Source organism: Nocardia sp. NPDC056064 (assembly GCF_042266925.1).
GTDB lineage: Bacteria > Actinomycetota > Actinomycetes > Mycobacteriales > Mycobacteriaceae > Nocardia.
This window is the reverse complement of the sequence record NZ_JBHJWO010000001.1, coordinates 4,259,713-4,283,078: the sequence shown is the minus strand read 5'-3', so window position 1 is coordinate 4,283,078 and position 23,366 is coordinate 4,259,713. Positions and strand designations below refer to the sequence as shown.

Below are 23,366 nucleotides of genomic sequence, written 5' to 3'. Positions count from 1 at the left end.
CCCGCACAAACTCCCCGGTCACCACACATCGGCACGCCCATTCCCCCGCCCGATGCAACCCACGTCACACAACCGAAACACAACACCGCGCCGGCGGGGCCTGAAACAGCACGCGGACAACACAACTCACCCCACCATCCGCGATAGCGCGCGGAGAGCGGGGTGATCGAACGAGAGGACTACAGCGAGGCCAGTGCGTCCAGTTCGCGGGCGAAGTGGGGGACGCCGATGCCGACGGTCAACATTCCCGCCGACTTCAATGCCTGGTAGCCGCCGATGAGATCGGTGGCGCGGTGCAGACCCAACTGCTGCAGCGAGGACGCGGCCAAACTCGAGGTGTAGCCCTCCGAGCAGAAGATGATCCATTCCACGTCGTGATCCACCGCCAGCGACAAGCGGGCCGAGGAGGTGGGGTCCAGGCGCCATTCCAGGACATTGCGTTCGATCACCAGCGCGCCCGGCAGCGCGCCTTCGCGGACCCGCTGGGCGGCGGGTCGGATGTCGACCAGAATCGCACCCCTGGCCAATGCGGCGGGCACGTCGTAGACATAGAGCCGTTGTAGATCCGCGCGGGCGTTCTCGAGCATCTGATCAATCGTCAAACGACTCATCACAGGTCACCTTCGGGCTGGTCGGTGAGGACGGTTTTGGTGCGCCGCAGGGTGCCGTGCCCGGTCACCTCGTAATACGACATCGCCGACAGGGGCGGGGAATAGGCGTGCACGCTGAGCGTGGGGTCGAGCGGGCCGACGGATTCGGCCGCGGCGGGGGCGCGCACCACGTCGTGCACCCAGCCGATCGGGAAAGAAGCCTGATCGCCGGCGGCGAGGGTGCGCCTGCGCAGTTCCGAACCGTTCCAGCGGAATTCCGAGAGCGCGCCGCTGAGCACGGTGAGCGCGCCGAGCGAACCGGCGTGATCGTGCAGGTCGGTGGACTTACCGGGGGTCCAGCTGATCAGCCAGACGTCGACCTCGTCGTCGTGCAGCAGGCGGGTGGCCCAGCGCTGCTCGGTGGGCCAGATGCCGTCGGCGGGTAACAGGTGGTCGTAACGGCCCGCCAGGACGTCTTCGGCGCCCTCGTCGGTCAGGCGCAGCAGGTCGGCGGGGCGCAGGCGGGTCGGCAGGGCCGAAGCGATCGCGCGGTCCAGCGGCGGCGTCGCGGAGTAGCTGTCGCGCGCAGAGGAAAGGGAAAGAACAGAGGAACGCATGAGCGCATCTCCAGAAGGTGTGGATCGGTCGAGGGGAAAACGTCAGCCTCGAACGGTCGAGGCAGGTCAGCCTCGACAACACTCCTGGGTGCTCACACGGAAATACACAAGCGTGAGTTTAGCAGGTCATGATCAGCGGAGTCGATCATGACCTGCGTCTCACTTCTTGTTGCGCTCGTAGACGTGCCGCAGGCCGGTCAGCGTCAGGTGCGGCTCGTGGGCGTCGATCGTCTCCGATTCCGGGATGATGAGCGGGGCGCCCGCGCCGGTGCCGACGACGGTGACATCGCTGCCCGCGAAGGCGTCGAATTCGTCGCGGATGCGGTCGATCAGGCCGTCGACCAGGCCCGCGAAACCGAACACCGCGCCCGACTGCATGCACTCCATGCTGTTCTTGCCCAGCACCGAGCGCGGGCGGGTGAGCTCCACCCGCCGCAGCGCGCTGCGCTCGACCAGCGCCTCGGTGGCGATCTCCACGCCCGGCGCGATCACCCCGCCGAGGAACTCGCCCTTGGCCGAGACCAGGTCCACGCAGATGGCGGTGCCGAAATCGACCACGATCGCCGGACCACCGAACTGGCGGTAGGCGGCCAGGCAGTTGACGATGCGGTCGGCGCCGACCTCCTTGGGGTTGTCCACCAGCAGCGGGATGCCGGTGCGCACACCGGGTTCCACCAGTACGTGTGGCACGTGCGCCCAGTAGCGGGCGAGCATGGTGCGCAGCTCGCGCAGCACCGGCGGCACGGTCGACAGCGCCGAGACGCCGATGACCTGGTCCAGCTCGTCCCCGACCAGGCCGCGCACCTGCATGGCGAACTCGTCGGCGGTGAGCAGCGGGTTGGTGTGGATGCGCCAGTGCCGCACCAGCTTCGCGTGGTCCCCGGAGCCGGAGATCAGGCCCAGTTCGATCCCGGTGTTGCGGACGTCGATCGTCAGCAGCATCTCGCGACCCCCGTCCGCGCTCAGGCGAACGAGAGCGAGCGCGGGGAGGTGAGCCCGGAGCCCTCGGGGGCGTGCGCCGGGTCGGAACCGAGTTCGACCGGGCGGTTGCGCTCGTCGACGAAGACCACCTTGGGGTCGTAGGCGCGCAGCTCGGCCTCGTCCATCTGGCCGTAGGCGATGAGGATGACCAGGTCGCCGGGGTGCACGAGATGGGCGGCGGCGCCGTTGATGCCGATCACGCCCGAACCGCGCTCACCGGCGATCACATAGGTCTCCAGGCGGGCGCCGTTGTCGATGTCGACGATGCAGACCTGTTCGCCCTCGAGCAGGTCGGCGGCGTCGAGCAGGTCCTGGTCGACGGTCACCGAGCCGACGTAGTGCAGGTCGGCGTGGGTCACCGTGGCGCGGTGGATCTTGGACTTCATCATGGTGCGCAACATCGTCGTCGCCTTTCTCAGAGCGCCTGCGCGGCAGGCAGGGAGTTCGCGTCGGGGTGTCCGTCGATCTGGGCGCCGAGGACGATCGGGGCGTTGTCGATCAGACGGGTGTCGCCGACCTTGGCCGCGACGAGGAGGCGGGCATTGCCCGCGGTGGGCGCTGGGCCGAGATTGGCGTCGCGCAGTTCGAGGTAGTCCAGGTCGAGGCCGTCGACCGCGTCGAGCACGCCGCGCGCGGCGGCCAGCACGGCCTCGCCACCCAGACCCGCGGCGTGCCTGCCCGCGGCCAGGGCGGCCGAGAGGGCCAGCGCGGTGTCGCGCTGTTCGGCGCTGAGGTAGCGGTTGCGCGAGGACAGCGCCAGGCCGTCGGCCTCGCGGACCGTCGGGTAGGCGACGATCTTGGCCTCGAGGTTCAGGTCGCGCACCATCTGGCGGATGAGCGTGAGCTGCTGGTAGTCCTTCTCGCCGAAGTACGCCTCCGAGGCGTGGGCGATATTGAGCAGCTTGGCGACCACGGTGAGCATGCCCGCGAAGTGCGTCGGCCTGCTGCCGCCCTCGAGCTCGGCGCCCAGCGGGCCCGGCTGCACGGTGGTGCGGGGACCGTCGGGGTACATGTCGTGGGCCGAGGGGGCGAACACCAGGTCGACGCCCTCGTTGCGCAGCAGCTCCAGATCGGAGTCCAGCGTGCGGGGGTAGGCGTCGAGGTCCTCGCCCGCGCCGAACTGCAGCGGGTTGACGAAGATCGACACGATCACCACCTGGTTGGCCAGCTTGGCCTGGCGCACCAGCTGCAGGTGACCCTCGTGCAGAGCGCCCATGGTCGGCACGAAACCGATGGTGCGGCCCGCCCCGCGCAGCGCCTTGGTCACGGTGGCGACGACCTCGGGGCTGTGGTGCACGGTCAGCGCGCCGGGCTTGTACGCGCCGGTGGCCCGGGCCCCGCCCTGGTGGTGATGCACTTCTCGGGGTTCCATCAGTGGCCTTTCTCGGCAAGCAGGTCCAGCAGGGCAGGATTGGTCTCGGCGAGCTCGGCGGTGCGCAGCGACAGGGCCCGGTAGGCCGCCGCCAGGCGCGGGTCCACCGACTCGAACGCGCGCAGATGCGCGGCCACCGCGTCGACGTCGCCACGCGCGACCGGGCCGGTCAGCGCGGCGGGGCCCCGGCGCAGCGCGTTGTCGAGCGCGGCCGAGACGAGCGGGGCGAGCAGGCGTTCGGACAGGCCGCCGGGCTGGTCGTCGACCACCGGCTGACCCAGCAGTCCCGGACCCGCCAGCGCCTCGCGCAGCGCGGCGACGGCGTCGACGATGACCGTCACCAGGTGATTGGCGCCGTGGGCGAGGGCGGCGTGATAGAGCGTGCGCTGCTCCTCGGCCACGCGCACCGGCTCGCCGCCCATCTCGATCACCAGCGCCTGGGCGATGGCGTAGCCGATCTCGTCGGCGGCGGTGACACCGAAGCAGGCGTTGGCCAGACGGTCGATGTCCTCGTCGTGGCCGGTGAAGGTCATCGCGGGATGGATGGCCAGGCCGAGGGCGCCCTGGTCGGTGAGCGGCTGCAGCACGGCGATGCCGTTGGCGCCGGAGGTGTGCGCCACGATGGTGCCCGGCCGCACCACACCGGCACCCGCCAGGCCGCGGACCAGCCCGGGCAGTTCGGCATCGGGGACCGCGAGCAGCAGCAACTCGCTGCGGCGGGCGATCTCCTCCACCGGCAGCACGGGTGATTCGGGCAGCCGCGTGCGCGCCCGGTGCACGGAGGCATCGGAGATCGCGGCGACACCGAAGACCACATGGCCGGCTCGCTCGAGCGCGACACCCAGGGCCGAACCCACGCGTCCCGCCGAGACGATTCCCACCGTCAGCCGTGCGGGCGCAGGGTCGAGACCCACGTTCGCGCCATCGGAATTGACACTTCTCGAGGTCAACATTGTCCTCTCGATCGCGTTCCAGTCCCGCGGAGCGGGTACCGGACGTTACGCATCGAGAATAGAGGGCGGCCGGTCTCTACCGCCACGGGCCGTCCCCGTGATCTATCTCTCGGGGTTCAGGAGCGGGAGGACTCGGATTCGAGGTTGGCCATGATGTCGGCGACCGACAGGCGGGGCGAGCCCTCGGATTCGGCGCGGCGGCGCCGGCGGGAGCTGGTGCCGACGGTCGGGGCGGCGGGCTGGGCGCCGATGGGCTGCTCGGCCGGGGACGCCGAGGGTTCGGGCTCGAGCTCGGAGTCCGCTGCCGGAGCGGGCGGCGCCGGGGTGTCGTCGAGGCCGTCGGTACCGATCTGCCGGGTGTGCGGGGCCGACAGGCGCGGCGGGGGTGTCTTGCCCGGACCCGACGCGGGCGCGACGAACGCCGAATCGGCCGCCGGGGCGGGCGCGACGAAGGGCGAGTCGGTGGCGGCGGACTCCTGGGCCTCGGCGTAGTCCTCCAGCGAGACCGCCGAGGTCTCGGCGGTGACCGGATCGTCGTACGGGTCGGCGAAATTGGCCGCGACGGGCTGCATGAAGACCGGCTTCAGTGCGCTGGGCGGTTGCTGCCACGGGCCGAACCAGGCCGCGTTGGCATCCACCGGGCTATCCTCGAAATCCGGCTCGATGTCGTCGAAGGCGTCGAAACTGCCCGCGGGCAGGGCATCGATGCGCACGGCGTCGGCTTGCAGGGCGACCTGCTCGGCGGGCAGGGCGCCGTCGAAGAGAACCTGCAGGTTCTGGCGCAGCAGCGTGAGCTCGGCGCGCAGCGCGGCGATCTCGGTGGCGTCGGCGCCCACCTCGGCGCGCACCCGCTGCTCGACCCCCATCTCGTACTCGCGACGCGCGTTGATCTCGCGTTCGAGCTGCAACTCGTAGACGGTCTGCAGATCACGCGCCTTGGCCTTGTCGACGGCCGCGTCCTTGCGGTAGCGGGTGGCCGCGAGCGCGCCGATCACCGCCGCCCACAAGGCCGCTACCAGGCCGATCCGGATGTATTGCACGTTCTCGCTGAAGATCAGGAAAACGCTGGCGGTCAGGCCGAGCAGGATGAGGGCGCCGATGAAGAGCTTTCCCGCGTCGTCCCGCCGTCGACGGGGCGTGGTGCTACGGGAGGGTGAAACCATGGTGGCCAGGGTAGCCGGGAATCGCTGGTCGGCGCACCGTTGTGGCCGGTGGTTCCGTTCGGAAATTGCTAGGTGGTAGCCGGTTCGTCCGGTGGATCCTCCGGTGCGCGGCAGCAGTACTCCAGCCAGAATGCCGCAGCAACCAGGGCAGAACCGGCCACCAGGCCGACGAAGGCACCGGGGATGTCGGCCGCGGCGGCGGTCACCGTGTCGCGCTGTGGGAATACCCACAGCAGGAATCCCAGCCACACACCCGCCGCCAGCGAACCCACCTGCAGCGATGCCTTCGCCAGCGCGGCCAGGCGCGCCACATTGATCGGGTGCAGTTCGCCGGGGCCGTCGCCCACCTTCTCCTCGGCGATCTTGCCCTTGATGACGAACCCCAGCGCGGCCTCGATCGCGGCGACCGGCAGCAGCGAGGCGCCCGCCGCCACCGAGATCGGCGGGAAGGCCGAATAGGCGACCCTGGTGCCGATCCAGGCCACCGCGGCGGCCAGCACCACGTTCAGCGCGAGGTCGAGCAGCCGGGTGGGTTTCAGCACGGGTGGATGCTCTCGTCGGTCAGCGTGAGCTCGGTGCGATGCACCCCGGCCCGCTCGGCCGGATCGAGCGCGGCGAGCAGCTCGGCGATCGGTGTCTCGGTGCCCGCCACCGGCAGCGTGGCGCCGGGCTGCGCGGCCAGCCACGGGACGAGCACGAAGGCGCGATGCCGCGCCTGCGGGTGCGGCAGGATCAGCGCGGGATCGGTGTCGCGCACGATCGGGGCGCCGGTGGCATCGGTGCAGGTGATCACGTCGACATCGAGCGTGCGCGCGCCCCAGCGCACCTCGCGTACGCGGCCCGCGGCCTGTTCGAGGTCCTGGCCGAAGCGCAGCCAGGCGTAGTCGTCGAAGGCCGGGTCCTCGGCCACGAGTACCGCGTTGAGGTAGTCGTCCTGGTCGACCCCGCCCCACGGCGCGGTGCGGTACACCGGCGAGACCGCGACGAGCCGCTCCCCCAGCGCGTCGGTCACGCTGCGCAGACGCGCGAGGCGATCGCCCAGATTCGCGCCGATCGACAGCACCGCGCGAGTCATCGGCGCTGGTCCGGGGCGTGGGTGCGGTAGCGGGTGGCGACCACGCGGACATCGGCGAAGGTGTGCGGGATGGGCGCGGAGGGCTTGTGCACGACGGCCTCCACGGCCTCGATGCGCGGGTCGGTCATCACGTCGTCGGCGATCTCGGAGACCACCGTCTCGATCAGATCGCGCGGTTCCCCGGCGACGATGCGGACCGCGCGTTCGGCCAGGGCGCCGTAGTCGACGGTGTCGGCCAGGTCGTCGGAGGCGGCGGCGGAGGCGAAATCGACCCACACTGTCAGGTCGACGACGAACTCCTGTCCGTCGCGGCGCTCGAAATCGAACACGCCGTGCCTGCCGAACACCCGCAGTCCGCGCAGTTCGATGCGCGAGGTCGCGGCGCGACCGGCGGGCGGGGGCAGCAGCGGTGAGTTCATCGGGTGGCTCCTCGGGCTGCGGTGGCGCGGCGCCACGTGTCGACGACGGCGATGGCGTCCAGCGAGGCGCGCACGTCGTGCACGCGCACGCCCCACGCGCCCTGGGTGGCGGCGATGGCCGAGACCGCGGCGGTGGCGGTCTCGCGGCCCGCGGGCGGGCGCGGCCCGGACGCGTCGGCCAGCAGGGCGCCGAGGAAGCGTTTGCGGGAGGCGCCGATCAGGATCGGCAGGCCGTCGGCGACGAATTCCGGCAGCGCGGCCAGCAGTTCCCAGTTGTGCTCGGCGTTCTTGGCGAAGCCGAGGCCGGGATCGAGGATCAGCTTGTCGGCGGCCACGCCCGCGGCCACGGCCAGCTCGACCTGGGCGGCCAGTTCGGCGCGCACCTCGGCGACCACGTCGTCGTAGTGGTCGGCGGGGCCGGTGTGCCGGTAGTCCGCGCCCGCGCGCCAGTGCATGAGGATCCACGGCACCCCGGCGGTGGCGACGACCTTCACCATGTCCGGGTCGGCGCGTCCGCCCGAGACGTCGTTGATCACCGCCACGCCCGCCTCCAGGGCGGCCTCGGCGACCGCGGCGCGCATGGTGTCGACGCTGGTCGGCACGCCGGCGGCGACCAGCCCGCTGATCACCGGCGCGACCCGGGCCGCCTCGGTGGCCGGATCGACCCGGTCGGCGCCGGGCCGGGTGGACTCACCACCCACATCGACGATGTCGGCGCCCGCCTCGTACAGCTCGATACCGTGCGCGATCGCCAGGTCCGGGTCCAGATACCGGCCGCCGTCGGAGAAGGAATCCCCGGTCACGTTGACCACGCCCATGACCACACAGGAGCGGCCACCGCGCGCGAGCACGCCGGAATCGCTCATTTGCGCAGGATCAGGTCCAGCGCCTCGGAACGCGAGGCGGCATTGGTCTGCAACAGGCCGCGCACCGCCGAGGTGGTGGTGCTCGCGCCGGGCTTGCGGATACCGCGCATGGCCATGCACAGATGCTCGGCCTCGACCACCACGATCGCCCCGCGCGGCTCCAGCTTGCGCATCACCGCGTCGGCGATCTGGCTGGTCAGACGCTCCTGCACCTGCGGGCGCTTGGCGTAGAGGTCGACGACGCGGGCCAGCTTGGACAGGCCGGTGACCCGGCCGTGCGTGCCGGGGATGTACCCCACGTGCGCGACACCGTGGAAGGACACCAGGTGGTGCTCACAGGTGGAGTACATCGGGATGTCACGCACCAGCACCAGTTCCTGGTGACCCTCGTCGAAGGTGGTGGAGAGCACCTCGTCGGGCTCGGTGTAGAGCCCGGCGAACATCTCCCGGTAGGCGCGGGCCACCCGCGCCGGGGTGTCGAGCAGGCCGGGACGGTCGGGGTTCTCGCCGACGGCGAGCAGCAGTTCCCGCACCGCCGCCTCGGCTCGTTCCTGGTCGAACGCACGGCCGGTCGCCAGTGCCGTCAGCTGCGACGGGCTCGTCGCGCCGAGCTCGCCAGCGGAATCGGCGCTCGACCCGTTACTAGACAACTTCTCCGCACCTCCACATGTCGACGCCGCCACTTCGTCCGGCATCCGACGATCGAGCGTAGTTGGCCACCGGTCAGCGGCGGCCGTTCGGCCCTTCCCAGTCGTTGTTCTCCGGCTCGGTACCGGGCGCGGGCTGCTCGCCCCAGCCGGCCTGGTGGCGGGGCTGCTCGGGCGGGGCCCAGGCACTGCCCTGGTTCTGCGGCGGGGCCTGCGGCTGCGGGGGTTGCTGCTGCTGGGGCTCCTCGCGCGGCGGCCAGCCCGGCGCCGACCAGCCGGCCGGGGCGCCGTAGTCGGGTCGCGAACCGTGCGTGCCGGACTGGCGCGGGAACGCCTGGGTCGGCGCGCTGGGCAGCGGGTAGCCCGACGCGGGCGGCGCGGGCTGGTACTGCGGCGGCGCCGGATGACCGTTGGCCGGTTCGAGCGGCGCACCGGCGGGCACCGGCGCGGGCTGCACCGGCGGCCACGGCTCGCCGCGCTCGGCGGCCAGCTCGCCCGGGGTCTTCACCGGCGGCTTGTCCGAGGGCAGCCGGTCACCGAAGTCGTTGAACGCGGTGATCCGCGGCCGCTTCACGACACCGGCCAGGATGGTCTCGAGGTCCTTGCGGTGCAGGGTCTCGCGCTCGAGCAGGGCCGTGGCCAGGGCGTCGAGCTGCTCGCGGTACTCGCTCAGGATCGACCAGGCCTCGGTGTGCGCGGCCTCGATGAGGTTGCGCACCTCCTCGTCGATCTCGCGGGCCACCTCGTGCGAGTAGTCGGCCTGGGTGCCCATCGAGCGGCCGAGGAACGGGTCGCCCTGCTCCTGGCCGTAGCGCACCGCGCCCAGACGCGCGCTCATGCCGTACTCGGTGACCATGCCGCGGGCGATCTTGGTGGCCTGGTCGATATCGGAGGACGCGCCGGTGGTCGGCTCGTGGAACACCAGTTCCTCGGCCGCGCGACCACCCATGGCGAACACCAGCCGGGAGATCATCTCCGAGCGGGTCATCAGGCCCTTGTCGTCCTCGGGCACGGTCATGGCGTGACCGCCGGTGCGGCCGCGGGCCAGGATGGTGACCTTGTAGACGGGCTCGATATCGGGCATCGCCCAGGCCGCCAGGGTGTGGCCGCCCTCGTGGTAGGCGGTGATCTTCTTCTCGTGCTCGCTGATGATGCGGCTCTTGCGGCGCGGGCCGCCGATGACGCGGTCGACCGACTCCTCCAGCGATTCGCCGGTGATCAGCTGACCGTTCTCGCGCGCGGTGAGCAGCGCGGCCTCGTTGATCACATTGGCCAGATCGGCGCCGGACATGCCGACGGTCCGCTTGGCCAGACCCTCGAGATCGGCGTCGGGCGAGATCGGCTTGCCCTGCGAGTGCACCCGCAGGATGGCGCGGCGACCGGCCAGGTCGGGGTTGCCGACCGGGATCTGGCGGTCGAACCGGCCGGGCCGCAGCAGCGCAGGGTCCAGGATGTCGGGCCGGTTGGTGGCCGCGATCAGGATGATGTTGGTGCGGTCGCCGAAGCCGTCCATCTCGACGAGCAGCTGGTTGAGCGTCTGCTCACGCTCGTCGTGACCGCCGCCGAGACCGGCGCCACGCTGGCGGCCGACGGCGTCGATCTCGTCGACGAAGATGATGCAGGGGCTGTTCTGCTTGGCCTGCTCGAACAGGTCGCGCACGCGCGAGGCGCCGACACCGACGAACATCTCGACGAAGTCCGAACCGGAGATGGTGAAGAACGGCACCCCGGCCTCACCGGCGACCGCGCGGGCCAGCAGCGTCTTACCGGTGCCGGGCGGGCCGTAGAGCAGCACGCCCTTGGGGATCTTGGCGCCGAGGGCCTGGTAGCGCGAGGGGTTCTGGAGGAAGTCCTTGATCTCGTAGAGCTCCTCGACCGCCTCGTCGGCACCGGCCACATCGGCGAAGGTGGTCTTGGGCATGTCCTTGGACAGCATCTTGGCCTTGGACTTGCCGAAGCCCATCATCCCGCCGCGACCGCCGCCCTGCATGCGCGACATCACGAACAGGAACAGGCCGACCAGCAGCACCATCGGGACGATGAACAGCAGCAGCTGCGACAGCCAGCTCTCCTGCTTGACGACCGTGTCGTACTCGGCGCCGGAGGCCTTCACCGCGTCGAAGATCTGCGCGGAGGTCTCCCCGCCGCCCGGGTACTTGGCGACGATCTTGGTGTTGTTGTTCGTCGCCTCGTTGCCGTTGTTCAGTTCGATACGGAGCTGCTGCTCCTTGTCATCGATCTGGACGTTCTTGACGTTGGCTTTGTCGTTCAGCTGGCTGAGCGCCACGGAAGTGTCGACACTCTCCCAGCCGCGCGTGTCATCGCTGAGAAAGCTGAACAGCCAGATCATGAGCAGGATGCCCGAGATGATCGCCAAAGTGCGAAACACTGTCTTGCGGTTCATAGAGCGTCGGCCGGACGGCCCAGTCCTTTCCGGTTATTTCTCCGGGTGTGCCTAGCGAAGCGTCGAGATCGGCGGGTTTCGGATGCGGACATGCCACGTTACCGCGTACGGTCTAGTTCGATACATCGCGCAGTTCGGCTGCTGGTGCAGTTGCACTGGTCAACGCCCGGAGAACGCCAGAGGTTCCCGAACGCTCCGGGGCTGGTTGTGGCAAGTGGCCACAATCATGTCATGCCCGTCCTATCGTGGGCGACGACACAACTACAGCGCAGGGGGTACGGACATCGTCGAGCTACGAACACCCACAGCGATTCTGCGCCACGGCCGAGGGCGGCTCACCGTCCTGCGACCGGGTACCGACGGCGAACGGGTTCTCGACGTTCCCATCGCCGACCTGCTCAAAGTGCGGCTCAACCGCCGTGCCGACGACGCGGTGGTCATCGAGATCTACCTGCGTTATCCCACCCCGGTCCTCACCGGCGTGCCCGCCGACCGCACCCCGCTGCCGGTCCTGATCGCCGAGCACGACGTGCCCGCCGCGCTGGGCATCGTCGACCGGATCAACGACCAGATCATGGCCACCCAGCGCATCGACGTGGCCGCCCCCGACCTCACCCCGCCCGCGCCCGAGTGGGGCAAGTCCGGCCCGACCCGCGCCGATGTGGAGCGGGCGGTGCGCCGGATGGCCCCGCGCAAGGAGGCCCGTTCGGCGGTCACCGCGCTCAACCGGTACGTCACCCCGGACGAATACGTGCTGGAGACGGCCATCGCGGCGGCGGCACCGCCCGCGGGTTCGGGCACCGGTCTGCTCGCGGCGACCACCACCCGGCTGTTGTTCATCTCGGTGGGCGGCGGCGAGCGCTATGCCAACGAGCTGCCGGTCCCCGCGATCCTCGGCGCCCGCACGGTCGAGGGCGCGCGCACCGCGCCCGGTGAGATCGACACCAGGCACGGCGGGTCGGGCATGGATGTCAACGACGGCAACCGCACGCTGCACTTCGCCGGCGTCGACCGGGCCGACACCGAGCGCGTCACCTGCGCGGTGAACTTCGCCGTGCGCAGGCAGGCCGCCGACGGTGCCGCGGGGCCCGCCGATCCGGGCGTGTCGCAGCTCTACGCCGAGTGGGAACTGCTGGTGGAACGGCACTCGCTGGGCATGGTCGACGACACCCAGTTCCAGCGCTACGGCCGCGGCATCCTGCGCAGCCTGTAGGGCTCAGTTCGGCTCGGGAGCTTCGGCTTCGGCCTTCTGTTCGGGCTCGTTGAGTTCGATCCGGCGCCACGGGCTGGTCGGGCGGGTCCACAGCCGCAGCAGCTCCATGCGCCGGTCGACGCCGCCGTTCTTGAGTTCGGCGAGGTCCTCGGTGGCCTGCCAGTAGGTCCAGCCGGTGAGGTAGGCGTCGCCGAACTGGCGCCAGTTGCGGTAGCGGCGCTGCGCCGGGGCCAGAGCGCGCATGGCGTACTCCCAGGCCACGTCGGCGTCGATGTATCCGGCGGTGAACGCCATCCGGGCCACCGCGACGACGCGGGCCAGGTCCCAGGCGTGGATGTCGTTGGGCAGCGGCCGGGCGAGGTGGTCGGTGAAGCCGATCTTGATGGCCTGGGCCCAGATGTCGTAGTCGCGCACCAGGGCTTCGGGGTTGTCCATGCCGCGGAAGGAGCCGACCTGGCGCAGGAAGGCGCGGTGGCGGTCGGCGCGCTCGCCGAAGCGGTCGCGTTCGCTGGCGTTGATCGAGGCCGTCACCAGGGGGTGCACCAGCGCGTAGAGCGGGGCGTGCATGCCCTCGAGCAGCTGTTCCATCGAGGCGCGGGCCTCGGTGCCGTCGGTGATGCCCCAGGCGCCGGTGAGGGTGTCGATGGCCAGTTCGCGGCGGTCACCGAGGGGATGCTCGCGTTCGGGGCCCAGCAGCATCGCGTCGTGGAAGGCGTCCCAGCGGGTGGAGTAGAAGGCGCCCAGCGACAGGGCGCGCAGTTCGTCGTCGCTGACCCCGGCGCCGGACCAGTGGTCTTCCTCGCGTTCGTCCAGTTCCGGGTAGGGAAAAGTGGTCAGCGCTGGTACTCCCCGAGCAGGCATGCGGCCGAGTCTAGTGCGGTATCCGCCGTCGCGGGCGGACAGCGAAGGCCCGTGCGTCACGAGATTTTCAGATCCCGGCTTTCTTGCCCTGACGTGAGATGCCCCACAGGTCTATGGTTCTGACATGTGTAGAAACATCACCGTCTTGCGTGGTCTGGAGCCTGCCGCCACCGAGCAGGAGATCTACGCTGCCGCCTTGCAGTACGTGCGCAAAGTCGGCGGCATCTCCGGGCTGAGCAGCACCACCAAGCCCGCTGTCGACAAAGCCGTCGCCGCCATCGCCGCGGCCACCACGACGCTGCTCGCCGAACTCCCCGACCGGCGTGTCCCCCCGCCCACCGAGCCACCCCTGCGCCGGATCGCCGCCAGGGAAGCCGAAGCGGGCGAGGGTACGGCCGCTCGATAGCCGCCGCGGGCTCCCCGGACCTCGGCGCTCCGGCGCCGGGGCGGATATCTCTGTTGTCGTCGCGCCAACTGTGCGACGCTGGGAGAAGGTGAACTGATTCACACAATGAAGTGGGGAGCACGACGGTGACCGATATATCGCAGACCGCCTCGGTGATCGAGGTCCGCAATCCCGCGACCGGGGCCCTCAGCGGCACCGTGCCGGATACCTCGCCCGACGACGTGGCCGCCGCGGTCCGGGAACTGCGCCTCTACCAGCCCGAATGGGAGGCCATCGGCCCCGAGGGCCGCAAGCAGTGGCTGCTGAAGCTGCAGGACTGGCTCATCGACAACACCGAGGACCTGGCCGCGGTCCTGCAGTCGGAGACGGCCAAGCCGCGCGTGGACGCGCTCATCGACCCGGCCTTCGCCGTCGACCTGCTCGGCTACTACGCCCGGCGCGCCGCGAAGTTCCTGTCCGACGACCACCCCTCCCCACACAGCCCGCTGGCCCGGGTGAAGAGCCTGACCGTGGCCTACCGGCCGTACCAGGTGGTCGGCGTGATCACGCCGTGGAACTTCCCGCTGGCCATGCCCGCGATCGACGTGTTCCCCGCGCTGGCCGCCGGTGCCGCGGTGATCCTCAAGCCGTCCGAGGTGACCCCGCTCTCGGCGGTGGAGCTGGCGCGCGGCTGGGCCGAGATCGGCGCGCCGCCGGTGTTCAAGGTGGTCACCGGCGCAGGCGCCACCGGTGGCGCCGTGGTCGCCAACGCCGATTACATCCAGTTCACCGGCTCCACCGCGACCGGCCGCAAGATCGCGGCCACCTGCGCCGAGCGGATGGTCCCCTACAGCCTGGAGCTGGGCGGCAAGGACCCGGCGATCGTGCTGGCCGACGCCGATATCGACCGGGCCGCGCACGGCATCGCCTTCGGCGGCATGTTCAACGCCGGGCAGGTGTGCATCTCGGTGGAGCGGGTGTATGTGGAGGCGCCGGTCTACGACGAGTTCGTCGAGAAGCTGACCGCGGCGGTGGCGGCCCTGCGCCAGGGCGCCGACGGACGCGAGTCGAACAACGATGTGGGCGCGCTGGCCAACGAGAACCAGGTGCGCATCGTGCAGCGACACGTCGAGGAGGCGGTGGCGGCGGGCGCGCGGGTGACCACCGGTGGCAAGCGCACCGGTGTCGGCACGTTCTTCGAGCCGACCGTGCTGGTGGACGTGGACCATTCGATGTCGTGTGTGGCCGAGGAGACCTTCGGCCCGACCCTGCCGGTGATGAAGGTGGCCGACGAGGCCGAGGCGATCCGGCTGGCCAACGACTCGATCTACGGCCTGTCCGCGTCGGTGTGGACCGGCGACAAGCACCGGGGCGAGCAGGTGGCGCGGCAGCTGAACGCGGGCGCGGTGAACATCAACGACGTGTTCGCCAACCTGTTCAACTTCGCCATGCCGATGGGTGGCTGGGGTCAGTCCGGTGTGGGCGCCCGCTGGGGTGGTGCCAACGGTGTGCGCAAATACTGCCGCGCCCAGGCGATCACCAAGCCGAAGCTGCCGACGATGACCAAGGAGCCGCTGTGGTTCCCGTACGACCTGAACAAGATCATCTTCTCGCTCGGCGCGATGCGCGCGGCGGGTGCGCGCGGCCTGCGCCGCATCGATCTGCCCGCCCTGCTGCGCCTGAAGAACGGTAGCTAGCAACGGATTCCGGCTGCGGCCGAGGTCTCGTCCGCAGCCGGAATCAGCGTCTCGAAACCTGTTGGTGACGAATATCACTCCCCTAACCGGTCCAGGGGCCTGAACCCCGGTCGACGGGCGATTTCCCACGCCGCCACGACGCCCGCGGCACAGCCCACAGCCAGGCACGATGTGTGAACCCCGACGCATTTGCGCTGGTCAAGCGCCCAGCTCTGCCGGATGACCCCGGGCGGCACCGATTCCGGCCCTCCACAACCGACTCGATGGTGCAACGCACCATGCCAGGCCATATGCTGTGCGTTACCAACCTGGTGACTGTTTTGATCCACCTCCGCGAACTTCCTTGCCCGTTTTGGCTGGAATTTCCCGACCGATTCTGATAGCAAGGTGCTATGGACCCGCATTTGCGCGATCTGCGGTATTTCGTCGCCGTCGCTGAGGAACTGCATTTCACCAACGCCGCCCAGCGGTTGCACATCGCTCAGCCGACGTTGTCGCGTCAGATCCGCCAGCTCGAACGCCAGCTCGACGTGGTCCTGTTCGACCGCAACCAGCGCAGCGTCGCCCTCACCGTCGCGGGCAAGGAACTGCTCGAAGGCGCCCGCAAGATCCTGGAGCTGTGGGAGGTCACCAACGTCTCCCTCCAGGAAGCGGGCGAGGTTCTGCGCGTCGGCATCCAGTCCGCGCTCGGCCGCGGCCTGCTCAACGATCTGGAGAGCGCCAGCGGCCACCGCCTGGCCCTGCACGCCGCCTCCTGGAACGACCCGTCCAGCGGGCTCGCGGGCCGTCAGGCCGACCTGGCCCTGGTGTGGCTGCCGCTGCCCGACCCCAACCGCTACCGCTGGCAGGTGCTGCGCACCGAGCCACGCTGGGTGCTGCTGCCGGAGACCCACCCACTCGCCGAGCAGGACACCATCGAATTCGCCGACCTGCTCGACGAACCGTTCGTCGCCCTGCCCACCGAAGCCGGTGCGGTGCGCGACTTCTGGCTCGGCAACGACGCCCGTGGCGGCCGCGCGGCCAAGATCGGCGCCGAGGCCGCCACCCCCGAGGACAAGCTCGAGGCGGTGAGCCTGGGCCTGGGCGTGTGCCTGCTCGCCGAGAACAATGTGCCCATGTACCGCTGGCCCGGTCTGACCGCGCGCCCGGTCGCCGGGCTCACCCCCTGCGAGCTCGCGGTGGCCTGGCGGGCCGACGACACCCGCCCGACCATCCTGGAATTCGCCGGTCGCGCCGTCGACGGCGGGTTCTCCGAGCCAGCCCCGCAGCCGCAGCCGATCGCGGTCTAGTTCGACAGTTCCAGTTGGGCGGCGAGGCCGAGCAAGGTGGCCTCGCTGCCCGGCGGACCGGCCAGCTGCGCGGCCAGCGGCGTGTGCGCCTCGGGATGGGTGCCCATCGGCACCGACGCGGCGGGCCAGCCCACCAGGTTCCACAGTCCGGTGAAGGGCGTGTAGCGCAGGCCCGCGAAGACATTGGCGCCCCACCCGCGCCTGCTCCAGCGCCGCGCCTTGGGCGGCTGCGCGGCCAGCGTCGGGGTGATCACCACATCGAAGTTCTCGAAGAAGTCGAGCATGCGGGCCTCGGTCCGGTCGACCTGCTGCGGACGGACCAGCCCGAGCCGGTGGATCAGCTTGCCCAGCGCCAGATGACGGCGCGTGCGCCGCTGCAACGCGGCCGGGTCCCGCAGCCGCTGGGCGTCGGTGAGTCCCACGCTCGGCCAGCGCAGCAGCATGCTCAGCGCCGCGTCGCCGTAGGGCAGCTCGACCGGCTCCACCAGGTGCCCGGCCGCCGCCGCGCGCGCACCCGCGGTGCGCGCCGCCGCCGTCCAGTGTCGATCCATCCGGACCAGTCGCGACGGCGGAGCCACGGCCAGCCCGACCCGTAGTCGGTGCGGGGCGCGCACCTCGGCCAGATCCGGCCGCCCCGCCATGACCGACAGCCCCAGCGCGGCATCCGACACCGTGGTCGCCAGAATCCCGTTCTCGGCCATGCCACCCCAGGAGTCGGCGCCGATCGCGCTGGGCACCGTCTGCCTGCCGGGCTTGATCCCGAAGACCCCGCACGCGGCGGCCGGTACCCGGATCGAGCCGAGCCCGTCGGTGCCGTGCGCGATCGGGACCAGCCCCGCCGCCACCGCGGCGGCCGCGCCACCGGAGGACCCACCCGGCGTGCGGCCGACATCGCGCGGATTGCGTGTCACCCGGCCGTCCTCGTCGGTGCAGGCCCACAGGCCCAGTTCCGGCATGGCCGTCAGCCCGACGATGATCGCGCCCGCGGCCCGCAGCCGCGCCACCACCGGATGATCGTCGTTCTCCGGCGCGGTCGAGGTGGCCGCCGAACCCGCGCGGGTCGCCTCCCCGGTGACCGCGATGTTCTGCTTGATCGCCACCGGCACCCCGGCCAGCGGCAGTTCGTCGAGATCGTCGCGGGCGGCCAGCTGCGCGGCCTCCACCCGGGCACGCTCGGCGCGCACCACGGTGAAGGCGTTGATCTTGCGGTTCTCCGACGCGATGCGGGCCAGGGCCTCGCTCACCACGTCGGTGGGCGTGATGGTGCCAGCGCGTACCCGTGCGGCCACTGCCGCGGCGGGGCCGCCGATCGGGTACTGGTCGGCGGGTGGGTGGGACGAATCCATCGTCACCTCAGCGTCCGTCACGCCGTCGTCGTCGACGGACTCCCATGCTACCGCTGTGAGGTCATCGTGCATCTGCGGATTCGCCCCCGTTCGCATGGACGTCGAAATTCGGGTGATCAGCTCTCGAGGCGCAAGTTATCATTTCGAGTACGGCTCGGGGGCCCATGGCGTTGGGTGTCGCACGAACCTTTAGGTCGGTTGATGAGCGATAACACCGCAAGCGGCGGACGACCCGACGAGAGTGCCGGTCGGTCGGCCGATCTGCGCGCCGACATGGTCGAGGCGTTCGCCGCGGCATGGGGCGAGGCCGATGCGCGCCCGCCCGAGATCGCCGAATTCCTGCCAGACGCGCGCACGCTGCGCAGGCACGCCCTGCACGAGCTGATCCGGGTGGATCTGCGCCATCGCTGGCTGCATCACGCCGGTGACGGGGTCGACCGCAAGCGGCTGGCGCAGTACTGCGCGGAGTTCCCCGAACTCGACGCGGCCACCCTGCCCGCCGGGCTGGTGTTCGAGGAGTTCGTGATCCGCAGGCACAGCGGTGAACGGGTCGATCCGCGCGAGTGCCTGCGCGAATACCCGCACCAGGCGGTCAGCCTGCGGGCCCTGCTCAACACCGACGACCTCGACCAGAGCACCCACCGCAGCGAACCGACGGTGAACCATCCCCCCGACCCCACTCGTACTACCGAGATGACCAGTCCGCAGCTCGACCTCACCGCCACGGCGACCTCGGCGGCCACCGCCGCGGACTCGGCCGCCGCGGACCTCGAGCCGCTGGACCGGATCGAGGTCGGCGAGCGGATCGGCGATTTCGAGCTGCTCACCGGGCTCGGTTCCGGGGCGTTCGCGCGGGTCTTCCTGGCCAGGCAGCGCTCGATGCAGCGGCTGGTCGCGGTGAAGATCTCCGCCGATCGCGGCACCGAACCGCAGACGCTGGCCCAGCTCGACCACGACTACATCGTGCGCGTGTTCGACCAGCAGCTGCTCGACACCGGCACCGCGCGCGCCGATTCACGCCGGCTGCGGCTGCTCTACATGCAGTTCCTGCCCGGCGGCACGCTGCTCGGCCTGCTGCGCTGGGTGCGCGCCACCCCGCCCGCCGAGCGCAGCGGCAAGCTGCTGCTCGACGCGGTGGACGCGGCGATGGAGGAGAAGGGCGAGATCCGGCCCACCGACTCCAGCGTGCGCGACGAACTGGCCGCGCTGAGCTGGCCGGAGACCGTGGCCTGGCTGGGCCGCAGGCTGGCCGAGGCGCTCGACTACGCCGCCACCCACGGCGTGCTGCACCGCGACGTGAAACCGGCCAATGTGCTGCTCACCGCGGAGGGCGTGCCCAAGCTGGCCGACTTCAACATCAGCTTCAGCCGCACCGTGGCCGGGACCAGCCCGGTGTCGTATTTCGGTGGGTCGCTGTCGTACATGTCGCCCGAGCAGCTCGAGGCGTGTCATCCGGGGCTGGGCCGCACCGCCGCCGACCTGGACACCCGCTCCGACATCTACTCCCTCGGCGTGGTGCTGTGGGAGCTGCTGACCGGCGCGAAACCGTTCGACGACAGCACCGCCGAGGAGGGCCACGGCGACGAGACCACCCTCGAGGCGATGCTGGAACGGCGCACCGGTGGCGTCGAGCCCAGCGCCATGGACCGCGTGCCCCCGGACTGTCCGGCCGCGCTGCGCCGCGTGCTGCTCACCTGTCTGGAGCCCGATCGCTCGCGGCGCTGGTCCGACGGCGCGGTGCTGGCCAAGCAGTTCGATCTGTGCCTGGACGAGCGCGCCCGCGACCTGGTCGACCCGCCACCCAACAGCTGGCGGCTGTGGTTGCGCAAGTGGCCGCTGCTGGTGCTGGTGCTGGCCATCGGCGTGCCCAATGCCCTGGCCTCCTGGTACAACATCCAGCACAACGAGACCCTGGTGGTGAGCAGGCTCGGCGAATCCGCCCAGCAGACCTTCATCCTCATCACCGCCGGGGTGAACCTGATCTTCTTCCCGGCGGGCGCGGCGCTGCTGATCTACCTGTCGCGCTTCGTGCTGTGGGTGCCCGGCGGCTTGCGCAAGGGCCGCCGCTACGACTCCGACACGCTGCGCCGAGCCAGACACGACACGCTGCGTTTCGGCGACCGCGCGGTGGTCGTGGCCTTCTCGCTGTGGGCGCTGGCCGGATTCACCTTCCCGATCGCCCTGCAACTGGCCAGCGGTGACGTCCCCGGCCGGGCCGTGGTGCACTTCCTGGCGTCCCTGCTGGTCTGCGGCGCGATCGCGGTGGCCTACCCGTTCTTCCTGGTGACCTACTACCTGGTCCGCTGCCTCTACCCGGTGTTCCTGCGCCACGGCGAGATCAGCGCCGACGACGGCAAATGGCTGCGCGACCTGCGCCGCCGCTGCACCTGGTACCTCGCCGTCGCCGCCTCGGTCCCGCTGCTGGCCGTCGCGGGCCTGACCTTCCTGCCCCCGGCCGACATCCCCTCGGTGATCCTCGCCGTCCGCGTCCTGTGCGTCGGCGGCATCATCGCCTTCGTCGGCTCCTATGTGCTGTTCCGCGCCCTCGAGGCCGACCTACAGGCCCTCGAGCGCGTGGTCAGCTAGGAGTAGACCGCCGGGTTCAGGGTGCCGATGTAGGGCAGGTCGCGGTAGCGCTCGGCGTAGTCGAGGCCGTAGCCGACGACGAACTCGTTGGGGATGTCGAAGCCCACGTGGGCGACGTCGACGGGGGTGCGCAGGGCGTCGGGCTTGCGCAGCAGGGTGACCACTTCCAGCGAGGCCGGGTTGCGGGTGGCCAGGTTGCGCTTGAGCCAGGACAGCGTGAGACCGGAGTCGATGATGTCCTCGACGATCAGCACGTTGCGGCCGGCGATGTCCTTGTCCAGGTCCTTCATGATCCGCACGACGCCCGAGGACGAGGTGGACGAGCCGTAGGACGACACGGCCATGAACTCGAGCTGGGTGGGGATCGGCAGTGCCCTGGCGAAGTCGGTCATGAAGAAGATCGCGCCCTTGAGCACGCAGATCAGCAGCAGGTCGCCCTCGGGGCTGTCGGGCGGGTACCGCTTCGCGACGAGCTCGGCCAGTTCCTCGATCTTGGCCTTGATCTCGTCTTCGGTGATCAGCACCGAGGCGATGTCGTCTCCGTACACGGAAGTGGGTGTCCCTTCGTGATGTCGATCCCGACCGGGCCGGTTCATTATGTGTCATCGAGACGCGGCTGTGCGCGCACCGCCAGCGTGCCATGCTCGCGCCCCACGACCAACCTGTGGGCCCGGCTTCCCCCGCCCACGGCCACGCCACCCTGCCCGCGCCAGTCGCTCACCAGCTCGTCGATCGCCTGTAGATGCGCGTTCATCAGCCCACCGATCCCCTGCTCGGCCAGCCACGCCCGCACCGCCCTGCGCCGCAGCGGCGCGGGGGCAGTGGCCAGGATCTCGATCGACAATCGCGGGCGATCGGTGTCGTCGAGGCCACTGTCGCCCACCATCGACGCCGGCGAGGTGGTCGGCACCGCCGCGCGCCGAGCCGCCGAATCCGCGGTCGCCTCCGACGCCGACGCGGGCCCGGACGCTGTCGAGGCAGGCCTGGACTCGGGCCCGGGCGGGACGGTCGCCGAGCGCAGCAGTTCGCCGGCGAGCGCGTCGAGGAGGGTGCCGTCCTCGCGCAGTTGGTCGGCGGTGCGGGCGAGCGCCCGCGCGACGCCACCGCCGAGGACGTCCTCCAGCAGTGGCAGTACCTCGGTGCGCACCCGCACGCGCGTGTAGCCGGGGTCGGCGTTGTGCGGGTCGTCCCAGGGTTCGATCCCCAGGTCCGCGCACATCCGCACCGTCTCGGCCCGCCGTACCGCGAGCAGCGGCCGCCCCCACGGCGCGTTCCAGGCCGCCATCCCCTGGATCGACCGCCCACCCGACCCGCGTCCCAACCCGAGCAGCACCGTCTCGGCCTGATCGTCGAGGGTGTGCCCGAGCAGCACCGGCCGCCCGTCCCGCACGTCCTCCAGCGCCGCGTACCGAGCCGCCCGCGCGGCCGCCTCCACACCCCCGTCCCGCCCGACCGCCACCGCCACCACGACCGCGTCCACGCACCCCAGCGCCAGCGCCTGGTCCGCCGCCCGGCGAGCCACCTCCCCCGACCCAGCCTGCAACCCGTGATCCACCACCACGGCCGTCACATCCCCGGCCTCGACCACCGCCGCCGCCACCAGTGCCAGCGAATCCGCCCCACCGGACAACCCGACGACCACCGGCACCCGGCCACCCCGCGCCGCGACCCACTCCCGCACACCCCGGCGCACCGCCAGCACCGCCGCGGTCTCCGGCAAGCGCACGTCCCCGCCGAACCGCCTACCCGTCATCGGCCGCGTCCTTCCGAAACATCACACGCCTGGGCGACACCTCGCCTACACCCGGAACGAACCGGACGGGTTCAGCGCAGAACGCGCGAGACCCAGCGGTCGGGATCGTCGATCTCGTCGAGCAGGGGCAGGGTGTCGGCGTCGGTCCACACCGTGTTGAACTCCGCGACGCCGACCCGGTCCACCACCGCGTCCACGAACTTCTTGCCGCGCACGTACTGCGCCACCTTCGCGTCGACGCCCAGCAGCGCCCGCATGATCCGCTGGATCGGGTTGGACGGCTTCTTCCTGCGCCGGTCGAACGCGGCACGGATCTCGGCGACGGACGGCACCACGGCCGGGCCGACGGCGTCCATCACGTGATCGGCGTGGCCTTCGAGCAGGGTGCCCAGCATGAGCAGCTTGTCGAGCGCCTCGCGTTGCGGCGGGGCCTGGGCGGCGCGCAGCAGGCCGACGATGCCGCGGCTGTTCGGGTCGTCGTCGGCGTCGGCGGCGCGACGCGCGCGCACCTCACCGAGCAGCCGGGTGAGCATCTCGCTCAGCGGCTCCTCGCCGACCTCGCTGAGGATGTCCACATTGGTGCGCATGTAGTCGGCGAGCCACGGCGCCGAGGAGAACTGCACCCGGTGGGTCACCTCGTGCAGGCAGACCCACAGCCGGAAGTCCGACGGGTCCACACCCAGCGCCTTCTCCACGCCGACGATGTTCGGCGCCACCAGCAGCAGCGTGCCGTCGTCCCCGGTGAACGGGTCGTACTGCCCGAGAATCGCCGTCGACAGGAAGGCCAGCATGGTCCCGGCCTGCACGCCGGCCGGTTTCCCGACGAAACGCCCGGTCAGCGAGGTCGACTCGGTGCCGGTGAGCACCGCCATGGAATCCGCCGCCGCGGCGATCCAGCCGGGCCGGTCCACGATCCTGGCCTCGGGCACCGGCCGATCGTCGAGCAACCCGCTGACCTCGCGCACCGGCCCCTCGGCCCGCACCGAGGCGGCCGCCAGCTCGGTGACGGCCTGTTCGGCTGCCTCCCGGGAGATCCTGGGTCCGGCGGGCGCGAGCGCGCCACCGGTCCGCGCGGCGAGACGCCAGTCCACCGCTGCGTTGAATCCCGACGGCTTGCCGGTCTTGTCCTCGCTCATCGCCACCCGCTCT

General features: G+C 70.8%; 23 protein-coding genes. 5 read left to right on the top strand and 18 right to left on the bottom strand.

Translation table 11 applies throughout. From position 1 onward, the window contains the following. Positions 1-179: 179 nt before the first annotated feature. The 13 genes from ACFC06_RS19835 to ftsH form a co-directional block, all read right to left on the bottom strand. The gene (locus tag ACFC06_RS19835) at positions 180-611 is read right to left on the bottom strand and encodes a rhodanese-like domain-containing protein (RefSeq protein WP_375933062.1); all 432 of its coding nucleotides are present in this window, start codon (positions 609-611) and stop codon (positions 180-182) included. Then, the gene (locus tag ACFC06_RS19830) at positions 611-1,207 is read right to left on the bottom strand and encodes a cysteine dioxygenase family protein (protein ID WP_375933059.1); all 597 of its coding nucleotides are present in this window, start codon (positions 1,205-1,207) and stop codon (positions 611-613) included. Before ACFC06_RS19830 ends, ACFC06_RS19835 begins: the two co-directional genes overlap by 1 nt. Positions 1,208-1,366: 159 nt before the next feature. After that, positions 1,367-2,149 carry a type III pantothenate kinase gene (locus tag ACFC06_RS19825; RefSeq protein ID WP_375933056.1) on the bottom strand — a complete coding sequence of 261 codons (783 nt, stop codon included), beginning with the start codon at positions 2,147-2,149 and terminating at the stop codon, positions 1,367-1,369. Between the two features lie 20 nt (positions 2,150-2,169). Next, complete coding sequence (panD, locus tag ACFC06_RS19820) at positions 2,170-2,589, bottom strand: aspartate 1-decarboxylase (protein ID WP_375933053.1); 420 nt, start codon at positions 2,587-2,589, stop codon at positions 2,170-2,172. A gap of 14 nt (positions 2,590-2,603) precedes the next feature. Then, positions 2,604-3,560, bottom strand: coding sequence for a pantoate--beta-alanine ligase (gene panC / locus ACFC06_RS19815; RefSeq protein ID WP_375933050.1), 957 nt, complete (start codon positions 3,558-3,560; stop codon positions 2,604-2,606). Beyond that, positions 3,560-4,513, bottom strand: coding sequence for a Rossmann-like and DUF2520 domain-containing protein (locus tag ACFC06_RS19810; RefSeq protein WP_375933047.1), 954 nt, complete (start codon positions 4,511-4,513; stop codon positions 3,560-3,562). Before ACFC06_RS19810 ends, panC begins: the two co-directional genes overlap by 1 nt. Before the next feature lie 116 nt (positions 4,514-4,629). Next, on the bottom strand, positions 4,630-5,676 hold the full coding sequence (locus ACFC06_RS19805; RefSeq protein WP_375933045.1) for a DUF6779 domain-containing protein: 1,047 nt from the start codon (positions 5,674-5,676) through the stop codon (positions 4,630-4,632). A gap of 68 nt (positions 5,677-5,744) precedes the next feature. Then, positions 5,745-6,218 (bottom strand): DUF3180 domain-containing protein, encoded by a 474-nt coding sequence (locus ACFC06_RS19800; RefSeq protein WP_375933042.1) that lies wholly within the window; start codon positions 6,216-6,218, stop codon positions 5,745-5,747. After that, positions 6,212-6,751, bottom strand: coding sequence for a 2-amino-4-hydroxy-6-hydroxymethyldihydropteridine diphosphokinase (gene folK, locus ACFC06_RS19795; protein WP_375933039.1), 540 nt, complete (start codon positions 6,749-6,751; stop codon positions 6,212-6,214). Before folK ends, ACFC06_RS19800 begins: the two co-directional genes overlap by 7 nt. After that, complete coding sequence (folB, locus tag ACFC06_RS19790; RefSeq protein ID WP_375933037.1) at positions 6,748-7,170, bottom strand: dihydroneopterin aldolase; 423 nt, start codon at positions 7,168-7,170, stop codon at positions 6,748-6,750. Before folB ends, folK begins: the two co-directional genes overlap by 4 nt. Continuing rightward, positions 7,167-8,036, bottom strand: coding sequence for a dihydropteroate synthase (folP, locus tag ACFC06_RS19785; RefSeq protein WP_375933034.1), 870 nt, complete (start codon positions 8,034-8,036; stop codon positions 7,167-7,169). The genes folB and folP overlap by 4 nt, the downstream gene beginning before the upstream one ends. Next, positions 8,033-8,731, bottom strand: a complete 699-nt coding sequence (folE, locus tag ACFC06_RS19780) for a GTP cyclohydrolase I FolE (RefSeq protein ID WP_375933031.1) — start codon at positions 8,729-8,731, stop codon at positions 8,033-8,035. The genes folP and folE overlap by 4 nt, the downstream gene beginning before the upstream one ends. 28 nt (positions 8,732-8,759) lie before the next feature. Beyond that, positions 8,760-11,087, bottom strand: coding sequence for an ATP-dependent zinc metalloprotease FtsH (gene ftsH / locus ACFC06_RS19775; protein ID WP_375933028.1), 2,328 nt, complete (start codon positions 11,085-11,087; stop codon positions 8,760-8,762). Positions 11,088-11,490: 403 nt separating this feature from the next. Here ftsH and ACFC06_RS19770 point away from each other — a divergent pair, with 403 nt between their 5' ends. Continuing rightward, entirely contained in the window at positions 11,491-12,300 is an 810-nt protein-coding gene (locus tag ACFC06_RS19770) for a hypothetical protein (protein WP_375933025.1), read from the top strand. 3 nt (positions 12,301-12,303) lie between these two features. On the opposite strand, the gene ACFC06_RS19765 is transcribed toward ACFC06_RS19770, so the two are convergent. Then, positions 12,304-13,161, bottom strand: a complete 858-nt coding sequence (locus tag ACFC06_RS19765; protein ID WP_278260563.1) for a DUF1266 domain-containing protein — start codon at positions 13,159-13,161, stop codon at positions 12,304-12,306. 124 nt (positions 13,162-13,285) lie between these two features. Here ACFC06_RS19765 and ACFC06_RS19760 point away from each other — a divergent pair, with 124 nt between their 5' ends. The 3 genes from ACFC06_RS19760 to ACFC06_RS19750 all read left to right on the top strand — a co-directional run bounded on the left by ACFC06_RS19760 (position 13,286) and on the right by ACFC06_RS19750 (position 16,532). Beyond that, positions 13,286-13,567 (top strand): DUF2277 domain-containing protein, encoded by a 282-nt coding sequence (locus ACFC06_RS19760; RefSeq protein WP_375933022.1) that lies wholly within the window; start codon positions 13,286-13,288, stop codon positions 13,565-13,567. A 125-nt stretch (positions 13,568-13,692) separates the two neighbouring features. Beyond that, complete coding sequence (locus ACFC06_RS19755; RefSeq protein WP_375933019.1) at positions 13,693-15,243, top strand: aldehyde dehydrogenase family protein; 1,551 nt, start codon at positions 13,693-13,695, stop codon at positions 15,241-15,243. Between the two features lie 392 nt (positions 15,244-15,635). After that, positions 15,636-16,532 (top strand): LysR family transcriptional regulator, encoded by an 897-nt coding sequence (locus tag ACFC06_RS19750; protein WP_375933016.1) that lies wholly within the window; start codon positions 15,636-15,638, stop codon positions 16,530-16,532. Here ACFC06_RS19750 and ACFC06_RS19745 read toward each other — a convergent pair. Next, on the bottom strand, positions 16,529-17,878 hold the full coding sequence (locus tag ACFC06_RS19745; RefSeq protein ID WP_375935641.1) for an amidase: 1,350 nt from the start codon (positions 17,876-17,878) through the stop codon (positions 16,529-16,531). The genes ACFC06_RS19750 and ACFC06_RS19745 overlap by 4 nt on opposite strands. Positions 17,879-18,151: 273 nt before the next feature. On the opposite strand from ACFC06_RS19745, the gene ACFC06_RS19740 reads away from it, so the two are divergent. After that, positions 18,152-20,464 carry a serine/threonine-protein kinase gene (locus ACFC06_RS19740; RefSeq protein WP_375935638.1) on the top strand — a complete coding sequence of 771 codons (2,313 nt, stop codon included), beginning with the start codon at positions 18,152-18,154 and terminating at the stop codon, positions 20,462-20,464. Here the strand turns inward: ACFC06_RS19740 and hpt are convergent. From hpt to ACFC06_RS19725, 3 genes are all read right to left on the bottom strand, one after another. Beyond that, complete coding sequence (hpt, locus tag ACFC06_RS19735; RefSeq protein WP_278260567.1) at positions 20,461-21,012, bottom strand: hypoxanthine phosphoribosyltransferase; 552 nt, start codon at positions 21,010-21,012, stop codon at positions 20,461-20,463. The two genes, ACFC06_RS19740 and hpt, sit on opposite strands and share 4 nt — an antisense overlap. Before the next feature lie 47 nt (positions 21,013-21,059). Then, positions 21,060-22,217, bottom strand: coding sequence for a tRNA lysidine(34) synthetase TilS (tilS, locus tag ACFC06_RS19730; protein ID WP_375933013.1), 1,158 nt, complete (start codon positions 22,215-22,217; stop codon positions 21,060-21,062). A 71-nt stretch (positions 22,218-22,288) separates the two neighbouring features. After that, positions 22,289-23,353 carry a zinc-dependent metalloprotease gene (locus ACFC06_RS19725; RefSeq protein ID WP_375933010.1) on the bottom strand — a complete coding sequence of 355 codons (1,065 nt, stop codon included), beginning with the start codon at positions 23,351-23,353 and terminating at the stop codon, positions 22,289-22,291. Between the last annotated feature and the right edge of the window lie 13 nt (positions 23,354-23,366).

What these genes read in the sequence shown, in the direction of transcription:
- ACFC06_RS19835 (WP_375933062.1), bottom strand. Translation starts at nt 611, where the DNA reads ATGAGTCGTTTGACGATTGATCAGATGCTCGAGAACGCCCGCGCGGAT.
- ACFC06_RS19830 (WP_375933059.1), bottom strand. Translation starts at nt 1,207, where the DNA reads ATGCGTTCCTCTGTTCTTTCCCTTTCCTCTGCGCGCGACAGCTACTCC.
- ACFC06_RS19825 (WP_375933056.1), bottom strand. Translation starts at nt 2,149, where the DNA reads ATGCTGCTGACGATCGACGTCCGCAACACCGGGATCGAACTGGGCCTG.
- panD (WP_375933053.1), bottom strand. Translation starts at nt 2,589, where the DNA reads ATGTTGCGCACCATGATGAAGTCCAAGATCCACCGCGCCACGGTGACC.
- panC (WP_375933050.1), bottom strand. Translation starts at nt 3,560, where the DNA reads ATGGAACCCCGAGAAGTGCATCACCACCAGGGCGGGGCCCGGGCCACC.
- ACFC06_RS19810 (WP_375933047.1), bottom strand. Translation starts at nt 4,513, where the DNA reads ATGTTGACCTCGAGAAGTGTCAATTCCGATGGCGCGAACGTGGGTCTC.
- ACFC06_RS19805 (WP_375933045.1), bottom strand. Translation starts at nt 5,676, where the DNA reads ATGGTTTCACCCTCCCGTAGCACCACGCCCCGTCGACGGCGGGACGAC.
- folK (WP_375933039.1), bottom strand. Translation starts at nt 6,751, where the DNA reads ATGACTCGCGCGGTGCTGTCGATCGGCGCGAATCTGGGCGATCGCCTC.
- folB (WP_375933037.1), bottom strand. Translation starts at nt 7,170, where the DNA reads ATGAACTCACCGCTGCTGCCCCCGCCCGCCGGTCGCGCCGCGACCTCG.
- folP (WP_375933034.1), bottom strand. Translation starts at nt 8,036, where the DNA reads ATGAGCGATTCCGGCGTGCTCGCGCGCGGTGGCCGCTCCTGTGTGGTC.
- folE (WP_375933031.1), bottom strand. Translation starts at nt 8,731, where the DNA reads ATGCCGGACGAAGTGGCGGCGTCGACATGTGGAGGTGCGGAGAAGTTG.
- ftsH (WP_375933028.1), bottom strand. Translation starts at nt 11,087, where the DNA reads ATGAACCGCAAGACAGTGTTTCGCACTTTGGCGATCATCTCGGGCATC.
- ACFC06_RS19765 (WP_278260563.1), bottom strand. Translation starts at nt 13,161, where the DNA reads ATGCCTGCTCGGGGAGTACCAGCGCTGACCACTTTTCCCTACCCGGAA.
- ACFC06_RS19760 (WP_375933022.1), top strand. Translation starts at nt 13,286, where the DNA reads ATGTGTAGAAACATCACCGTCTTGCGTGGTCTGGAGCCTGCCGCCACC.
- ACFC06_RS19750 (WP_375933016.1), top strand. Translation starts at nt 15,636, where the DNA reads ATGGACCCGCATTTGCGCGATCTGCGGTATTTCGTCGCCGTCGCTGAG.
- ACFC06_RS19745 (WP_375935641.1), bottom strand. Translation starts at nt 17,878, where the DNA reads ATGGATTCGTCCCACCCACCCGCCGACCAGTACCCGATCGGCGGCCCC.
- ACFC06_RS19740 (WP_375935638.1), top strand. Translation starts at nt 18,152, where the DNA reads ATGGTCGAGGCGTTCGCCGCGGCATGGGGCGAGGCCGATGCGCGCCCG.
- tilS (WP_375933013.1), bottom strand. Translation starts at nt 22,217, where the DNA reads ATGACGGGTAGGCGGTTCGGCGGGGACGTGCGCTTGCCGGAGACCGCG.
- ACFC06_RS19725 (WP_375933010.1), bottom strand. Translation starts at nt 23,353, where the DNA reads ATGAGCGAGGACAAGACCGGCAAGCCGTCGGGATTCAACGCAGCGGTG.